General features: G+C 62.2%; 8 protein-coding genes. All 8 read right to left on the bottom strand.

Annotation, left to right across the window (positions count from 1 at the left end):
* Nucleotides 1–398 (bottom strand): POTRA domain-containing protein (locus ACIP02_RS09965; RefSeq protein WP_400615723.1); only part of this gene is annotated, 398 nt, incomplete at its 3' end.
* 76 nt (nucleotides 399–474) lie between these two features.
* Nucleotides 475–1,827, bottom strand: coding sequence for an RIP metalloprotease RseP (rseP, locus tag ACIP02_RS09960; RefSeq protein WP_400615720.1), 1,353 nt, complete (start codon nucleotides 1,825–1,827; stop codon nucleotides 475–477).
* A gap of 69 nt (nucleotides 1,828–1,896) precedes the next feature.
* Nucleotides 1,897–3,087 (bottom strand): 1-deoxy-D-xylulose-5-phosphate reductoisomerase, encoded by a 1,191-nt coding sequence (gene ispC, locus ACIP02_RS09955; RefSeq protein ID WP_400615718.1) that lies wholly within the window; start codon nucleotides 3,085–3,087, stop codon nucleotides 1,897–1,899.
* Complete coding sequence (locus tag ACIP02_RS09950; RefSeq protein ID WP_400615716.1) at nucleotides 3,084–3,899, bottom strand: phosphatidate cytidylyltransferase; 816 nt, start codon at nucleotides 3,897–3,899, stop codon at nucleotides 3,084–3,086. Before ACIP02_RS09950 ends, ispC begins: the two co-directional genes overlap by 4 nt.
* Complete coding sequence (gene uppS / locus ACIP02_RS09945; RefSeq protein WP_201203082.1) at nucleotides 3,899–4,654, bottom strand: polyprenyl diphosphate synthase; 756 nt, start codon at nucleotides 4,652–4,654, stop codon at nucleotides 3,899–3,901. The genes ACIP02_RS09950 and uppS overlap by 1 nt, the downstream gene beginning before the upstream one ends.
* A gap of 15 nt (nucleotides 4,655–4,669) precedes the next feature.
* Nucleotides 4,670–5,227 (bottom strand): ribosome recycling factor, encoded by a 558-nt coding sequence (frr, locus tag ACIP02_RS09940; protein ID WP_400615714.1) that lies wholly within the window; start codon nucleotides 5,225–5,227, stop codon nucleotides 4,670–4,672.
* Complete coding sequence (pyrH, locus tag ACIP02_RS09935; protein WP_136916302.1) at nucleotides 5,224–5,967, bottom strand: UMP kinase; 744 nt, start codon at nucleotides 5,965–5,967, stop codon at nucleotides 5,224–5,226. Before pyrH ends, frr begins: the two co-directional genes overlap by 4 nt.
* 181 nt (nucleotides 5,968–6,148) lie before the next feature.
* Nucleotides 6,149–7,012 carry a translation elongation factor Ts gene (gene tsf / locus ACIP02_RS09930; RefSeq protein ID WP_012270835.1) on the bottom strand — a complete coding sequence of 288 codons (864 nt, stop codon included), beginning with the start codon at nucleotides 7,010–7,012 and terminating at the stop codon, nucleotides 6,149–6,151.
* Nucleotides 7,013–7,082 lie beyond the last annotated feature (70 nt).

Here is a 7,082-nt window from a genome sequence, read left to right as displayed (position 1 = left end):
CGCACGCCTTCGAGGGTGGCACGCTGGAAGATCTCGCCTTCGGCCAGGCCCGATTGCTTCAGGCCCTTCATCAGGTCTTCGGTGCTGATCGCCTTGTTGCCTTCGATCTCGATGCTCGACACCGACGGGCGCTCGACCACGTTGATGATCAGCACATTGCCATCGCGGTTCAACTGGATATCCTGGAAGAACCCGGTCTTGAACAGGGAACGGGTCGAGTCCACCAGGCGGCGGTCATCGGCCTGATCGCCAACGCTCAGCGGCAGGGCACCGAACACGCTGCCGGCGGAAACCCGCTGCAGGCCGTTGACGCGAATATCGGAGATGGTGAAGGACTCGGCGTGAACTTCAGCGATCATCAGTGCGGACATGACCGCAGTTAGCAGCAGACGTTTCATGAAGTCCTTTTATTCCAACTGGCAATAAACAACCCGCTGCAGCAAAACGGCAGCAGGTTCGCAATTGAGCGAAGCTTTATAGTCGACCCAGATCGTTGATCAGGGCGAGCAACATCACCCCTATGACCAAACTGATACCGATCTGGACCCCCCAACCTTGCACCCGATCCGACAGCGGACGACCGCGCGCCCACTCGACCAGGTAAAACAGCAAATGCCCCCCATCCAGTACAGGAATGGGCAGCAGGTTAAGAACCCCCAGGCTTATGCTCAGGTAGGCCAGGAAATTCAGGAAATCCCCCACGCCGGACTGGGCTGAAGCGCCCGCCACTTTAGCAATGGTTATCGGTCCACTCAAGTTTTTTACCGAGAGCTCCCCGAACAGCATTTTCTTCAGCGATTCAAGGGTCAGCACACTCATGTTCCAAGTGCGCGACAGGCCCTCACCCACCGCAGCAAGCGGGCCGTAGCTGACTTCGCGGAGCATGTCGGCAGGCCATTCGCCACCTTTTACCCCCGCACCAAGGTAGCCACCCAGAGCCTTACCCTCGCCCTTATGGGCCAGGGTCACCGGCACGTCCAGCGCCGCGCCGTCACGTTCCACGCGCACCAGCACTTCGGCATCCGGGCGGGCGCGCACACGGTCGACCACCTGCTGCCATTCGGTCACCGCCACGCCGTCGACCGCCAGCAGCTTGTCGCCGGTTCTCAGGCCGGCAGCGGCCGCAGGCCCCTTCGGATCGATCTCGGCCAGCACAGGCGCAATCGCCGGGCGCCAAGGGCGCAGCCCCAAGGACTGGATCGGGTCAGGTTCATCTGCGCCCTTGAGCCAACTGTCGAGCTTGACCTGCAACTGGCGCTCGGCGCTCGCGCCTTCGTCGCGCACGCCAACCTGCAAGGTACCGCTTTCGCCCAGGCGACGAACCAGTTGCAGATTGACCGCCGACCAACCGTTGGTCGGTTTACCGTCGATAGAGACGATTTCCTGACCTGCGGTCAGCCCCGCCGATGCTGCCAGGCTGCCAGTATCGACAGCGCCGATGACAGGGCGGATTTGCTGGGTACCCAGCATCGCCAGCACCCAGAAGAACAGGATCGCCAGCAGGAAGTTGGCGATCGGGCCAGCCGCTACGATCGCGATACGCTGGCGCACCGACTTGCGGTTGAACGACTGCCCGGCCAACGCGGCCGGCACATCGCCTTCGCGCTCGTCGAGCATCTTCACGTAGCCGCCCAATGGAATGGCCGCCACCACGAACTCGGTGCCGTGGCGGTCATGCCAGCGCAGCAGCGGCGTGCCGAAGCCCACCGAGAAGCGCAGCACCTTGACGCCGCAGCGGCGCGCCACCCAGAAGTGGCCGAATTCGTGGAAGGTAACCAGCACACCCAAGGCCACGAGGGTGCCGATAATCATGTAGAGCGCTGTCATGTCCATCTCCGAATGATGTTCAGCGGGCCGGCTTCACGCCTGGCCCTCATGAACCTGGGCAGGCCTGCGTCAGCGACCGTGACGCCTCAGCCACTCACGGGAAAGCTCCCGGGCACGCTGGTCGGCGGCGAACACCGCATCCAGCGACGGCAGCGGCACGACGGGCTCCTGATCAAGCACTTGCTCGATCATACCCGCGATTTCCGGGAAGCGGATACGCCGCTCGAGAAATGCCTCGACCGCCACTTCGTTGGCCGCATTGAGCACGGCAGGTGCGCTGTTGCCCGCCTCGGCTGCCTGCCGAGCCAGGCGCAGGCAAGGGAAACGTTGCTCGTCGGGCGCCTGGAAATCCAGACGGGCGATGGCGAACAGGTCCAGCGGTGCCACACCGGAATCGATCCGCTCAGGCCAGGCCAGCCCGTTGGCAATCGGCGTGCGCATGTCCGGGTTGCCCAACTGGGCCAGCACGGAGCCGTCCACATAGTCGACCAACGAGTGGATCACGCTCTGCGGATGCACCACCACTTCGACCTTGGCCGGCGCAGCATCGAACAACCAACAGGCTTCGATCAGCTCCAGGCCCTTGTTCATCATGCTGGCCGAATCGACGGAAATCTTGCGACCCATCGACCAGTTGGGGTGCGCGCAGGCTTGCTCCGGGGTTACACCCAGCAGCGCCTCTACCGGCGTCTCACGGAACGGCCCACCCGAGGCGGTCAGCAGGATGCGGCGCACGCCCACGGCACTCAGGCCACGGGCATAGTCGCCAGGCATGCACTGGAAGATGGCGTTGTGCTCGCTGTCGATCGGCAACAATACGGCACCATTGCGCCGTACCGCGTTCATGAACAGCGCGCCCGACATCACCAGCGCTTCCTTGTTGGCCAGCAACACCTTCTTGCCCGCCTCGACGGCTGCCAAGGTAGGGCGCAAGCCTGCAGCACCGACGATCGCCGCCATCACTGCGTCCACCTCGGCCGCCGACGCCACCTGGCACAGCCCGGCCTCGCCTTCCAGCACTTCGGTGCCACAACCGGCTACTGCCAGGCCTGCACGCAGCCTTACGGCTGCCTCGGCACTCGGCACCACAGCGAACGCCGGGCGATGACGCACACACAGGGCCAACAGTTCATCGACCCGCGAATAGCCACTGAGGGCGAACACCTGGTAGCGATCAGGGTGCCGCGCAATCACGTCCAGCGTGCTCAGGCCGATGGAACCGGTCGCCCCAAGCACGGTGATACGTTGCGGGCGACTCACATCACACCCCATTCGGCAGCCCACAGCAGCACAGCGAAGATCGGGATAGCGGCAGTCAGGCTGTCGATGCGATCGAGCACGCCACCATGACCCGGCAGCAGGTTGCTGCTGTCCTTGATACCAGAGCGGCGCTTGAACATGCTCTCGGTCAGGTCACCGACCACCGAAGCCATCACCAGCAGCGCTGCGCCCAGCAGGCCCAGCAGGATCTGACCAAAGCCCCAATCGCGGCTGATGCCGACCCCCAGGGTAATCAGCAAGCTGACTGCCAGACCGCCATACACGCCTTCCCAGCTTTTGCCCGGGCTGACCTGCGGGGCCAGCTTGCGCTTGCCGAATGCCCGGCCAGAGAAGTAGGCGCCAATGTCGGCAGCCCACACCAGCACCATGACCGACAGGATCAGCCAGTTGCCCAATGGCCAGTGCTTGAGCAGCACCAGCCCTTGCCATGCGGGCAGCAGCACCAGCAGGCCGATCAGCAAGCGGCAGGCGGCACTGGCCCACAGCTCGCTGCTGCGCGGATAGGTAAGCACCAGCCAGGTGGCAAGCCCCCACCAGATCACCGCAGCGCTGAGCACCCAGGGCGCCAGCTCGGGAAGGATGTACAGCAGCATCAGTGCCCCGGCGACCACCACGGCATAGGCTATGCGCAGCGGTTGGGCCATCAGCCCCGCCAGGCGCGCCCACTCCCAGGCACCGAGGGTCACCACGAAGCCGATGAACAGGGCAAAGTCGCCACCGTTGAGCAGGAAGAACCCGCCCAGCGCGATCGGCAGCAGAATCAGCGCGGTAATGATGCGTTGTTTAAGCATTAAGCACGAGCTCCAGCCTCGACCTGCTCGCTGGTCTTACCAAAGCGGCGCTGGCGCGAAGCGAAATCGGCCAGGGCATTGCGCATGGCCTCGTGTTTGAAGTCCGGCCAGTACAGGTCGGAGAAATACAGCTCGGCATAGGCCAGCTGCCACAGCAGGAAATTGCTGATGCGGTGCTCGCCACCGGTACGGATGCACAGGTCCGGCAGCGGTAGCTCGCCGGTTGCCAGGCAGGTCTGCAGCAAGCCCGGAGTAATGTCTTCCGGGCGCAAGTGCCCGGCTTGCACTTCCCGCGCCAGCCGCTGGGCAGCCTGGGCGATGTCCCACTGGCCACCGTAGTTGGCGGCAATCTGCAGGATGAAACGGTTGCTGCCTGCGGTCTGGGCCTCGGCCTCACGCATGGCAGCCTGCAATTCAGGGTGGAAACGCGAACGGTCACCGATGATGCGCAGGCTGATATTGTTCTCGTTGAGGCGCTTGGCCTCACGGCGCAGGGCCGAGAAGAACAGCTCCATCAGCGCACCCACCTCTTCGGCCGGGCGCTGCCAGTTTTCGCTGGAGAAAGCGAACAGGGTCAGTACCTCGACCCCGGACTTGGCACAGACTTCGATGACCGCGCGAACGGCGTCGACACCCGCCTTGTGCCCGGCAACCCCGGGCAGCAGGCGTTTTTTCGCCCAGCGGTTGTTGCCATCCATGATGATCGCGACATGACGCGGCACCGAGGACGGCGCCGCTGGCTTGGTCTTTTCCATTAAAAAACCCCGGCCTTAAACGGCCATCAGGTCCTTTTCCTTGGCCTTGTAAGCAGCGTCGACGTCAGCGATGAACTTGTCGGTCAGCTTCTGGATTTCGTCAGCGGCGCGACGCTCGTCGTCTTCGCTGATTTCCTTGTCCTTGGTCAGCTTTTTCAGGTCGGCCATGGCGTCGCGACGCACGTTGCGCACGGCTACCTTGGCGTCCTCGGCAACACCGCTGGCCTGCTTGGTGTAGCCCTTGCGGGTTTCCTCGGTCAGGGCCGGCATCGGCACGCGGATGGTGGTACCGGCGCTCATCGGGTTCAGGCCCAGGTCGGAGTTCAGGATGGCCTTCTCGATGGCGGCACTGAGGTTTTTGTCGTGAGCGACAATTTTCAGGGTGCGGGCATCTTCGACGGAGATCGCGGCCACCTGGTTCAGCGGCATTTCGCTACCCCAGGCAGTGACCTTGACGGTATCCAGGATGCTTGGGTGAGCGCGACCGGTGCGGATTGCCGCCAGGTTGCGGCCCAAGGCCTCGAGGGACTTGGTCATGCGCTCCTGCGCGTCTTTCTTGATGTCGTTGATCATGCTTGGCCTTCCTCGATCAAAGTGCCTTCGGCGCCACCCACTACGATATTCAGCAGGGAGCCAGGCTTGTTCATGTTGAATACCCGCAACGGCATGTTGTGGTCACGGCACAGACAGATTGCGGTCAAGTCCATGACGCCGAGCTTGCGATCCAGGACCTCATCGTAGGTCAGGTGATCGAACTTCTCGGCGTGCGGGTCCTTGAATGGATCGGCAGTGTATACGCCGTCAACCTTGGTAGCCTTCAGCACCACATCTGCATCGATTTCGATGCCACGCAGGCACGCTGCGGAATCGGTGGTGAAGAACGGGTTGCCGGTACCGGCGGAGAAAATTACCACATCCCCGGAGTTGAGGTGGCGAATAGCTTTGCGACGATCGTAATGATCGGTGACACCGACCATGGAAATGGCCGACATGACCAGGGCCGGGATGTTCGAGCGCTCCAGCGCGTCGCGCATGGCCAGGCCGTTCATGACGGTGGCGAGCATGCCCATGTGGTCGCCGGTAACGCGGTCCATGCCGGCTGCGCTGAGCGCGGCGCCACGGAACAGGTTGCCACCGCCGATCACCAGGCCGACCTGGACACCGATCCCTACCAACTGGCCAACTTCAAGGGCCATGCGATCCAGCACTTTCGGGTCGATCCCGAAGTCTTCCGAGCCCATCAGGGCCTCGCCGCTAAGTTTGAGCAAAATGCGTTTATAGCGAGGTTGGCGTCCACTCACCTGCTGAGCCATTGCGAGTCTCTCCTGCGGCGTACTTTTAGAAAATTCGTGCGGGCTGTTTGCAGCCTGCTAACTGTAGCGTGGCACCGTTTTGGTGCCAGCGGAGAGGAAGCCGGATAAACCCCCTCTCCGTTTGACAAAGAGGCTGCGCGCGTGAGCGGGCAGCCTCTTTGGGGCGACAGACGGGGCTGTCTTACTGCTTGGCAGCAGCTACCTGAGCGGCAACTTCAGCAGCGAAGTCGTCGACTGGCTTCTCGATGCCTTCGCCAACCTTGAAGTAGGTGAAGGAAACGATTTCAGCACCGGCTTTCTTGGCCAGTTCGCCAACCTTGACTTCCGGGTTCATGACGAAGGCTTGCTCTTTCAGCGAGGCTTCGGCCTTGAACTTGGTGATACGACCGTTGATCATGTTCTCAACGATGTTTTCCGGCTTGCCGGCGATCTTGTCAGCGTTCAGCTGCAGGAAGACGCCCTTCTCGCGCTCGATGGCCTCGGCGGAGATTTCCGACGAATCCAGGAACTCCGGGTTCGAAGCTGCAACGTGCATGGCGATGTTCTTGGCCAGCTCGACGTCGCCGCCTTTCAGGACAACAACGGCACCGATCTTGTTGCCGTGCAGGTAGGCACCGACAACGTCACCCTCAACGCGCACCAGGCGACGGATGTTGACGTTCTCGCCGCACTTGGCAACCAGGGCTTCACGAGCAGCTTCACGCGAGGCGATCAGCGGAGCAGCGTCGGTCAGTTTCTGGGCGAAGGCTTCTTCGAGGCTTTCGGCAACGAAGTTCTTGAAGTCGTCTTGCAGGGCCAGGAAGTCGGTCTGCGAGTTCACTTCCAGCAGAACGGCGGATTTACCGTCGGTCTTGACCGCGATAGCGCCTTCAGCAGCGACGTTGCCAGCCTTTTTGGCGGCCTTGATGGCGCCCGAGGCACGCATGTCGTCAATGGCTTTCTCGATGTCGCCGCCGGCCTTTTCCAGGGCCTTTTTGCAATCCATCATGCCTTCGCCGGTACGCTCGCGCAGTTCTTTTACCAGCGCTGCAGTAATTGCTGCCATTTCAAAATCCTCTTGGAAAGTTTTTCAACCATTCCACCCGCTTGTCACGGGCGTTAAATTCTGCAAATCC

It is taken from the genome of Pseudomonas sp. NPDC089408, assembly GCF_044749445.1.
Taxonomy (GTDB): domain Bacteria; phylum Pseudomonadota; class Gammaproteobacteria; order Pseudomonadales; family Pseudomonadaceae; genus Aquipseudomonas.
The sequence above is the reverse complement of the archived record's forward strand: the minus strand, read 5'-3'. Positions and strand labels throughout refer to the sequence as shown.

Coding starts and splice junctions, on each gene's coding strand:
- rseP (WP_400615720.1), bottom strand. CDS start 1,827: ATGACAGCGCTCTACATGATTATCGGCACCCTCGTGGCCTTGGGTGTG.
- tsf (WP_012270835.1), bottom strand. CDS start 7,012: ATGGCAGCAATTACTGCAGCGCTGGTAAAAGAACTGCGCGAGCGTACC.
- pyrH (WP_136916302.1), bottom strand. CDS start 5,967: ATGGCTCAGCAGGTGAGTGGACGCCAACCTCGCTATAAACGCATTTTG.
- ACIP02_RS09950 (WP_400615716.1), bottom strand. CDS start 3,899: ATGCTTAAACAACGCATCATTACCGCGCTGATTCTGCTGCCGATCGCG.
- frr (WP_400615714.1), bottom strand. CDS start 5,227: ATGATCAACGACATCAAGAAAGACGCGCAGGAGCGCATGACCAAGTCC.
- uppS (WP_201203082.1), bottom strand. CDS start 4,654: ATGGAAAAGACCAAGCCAGCGGCGCCGTCCTCGGTGCCGCGTCATGTC.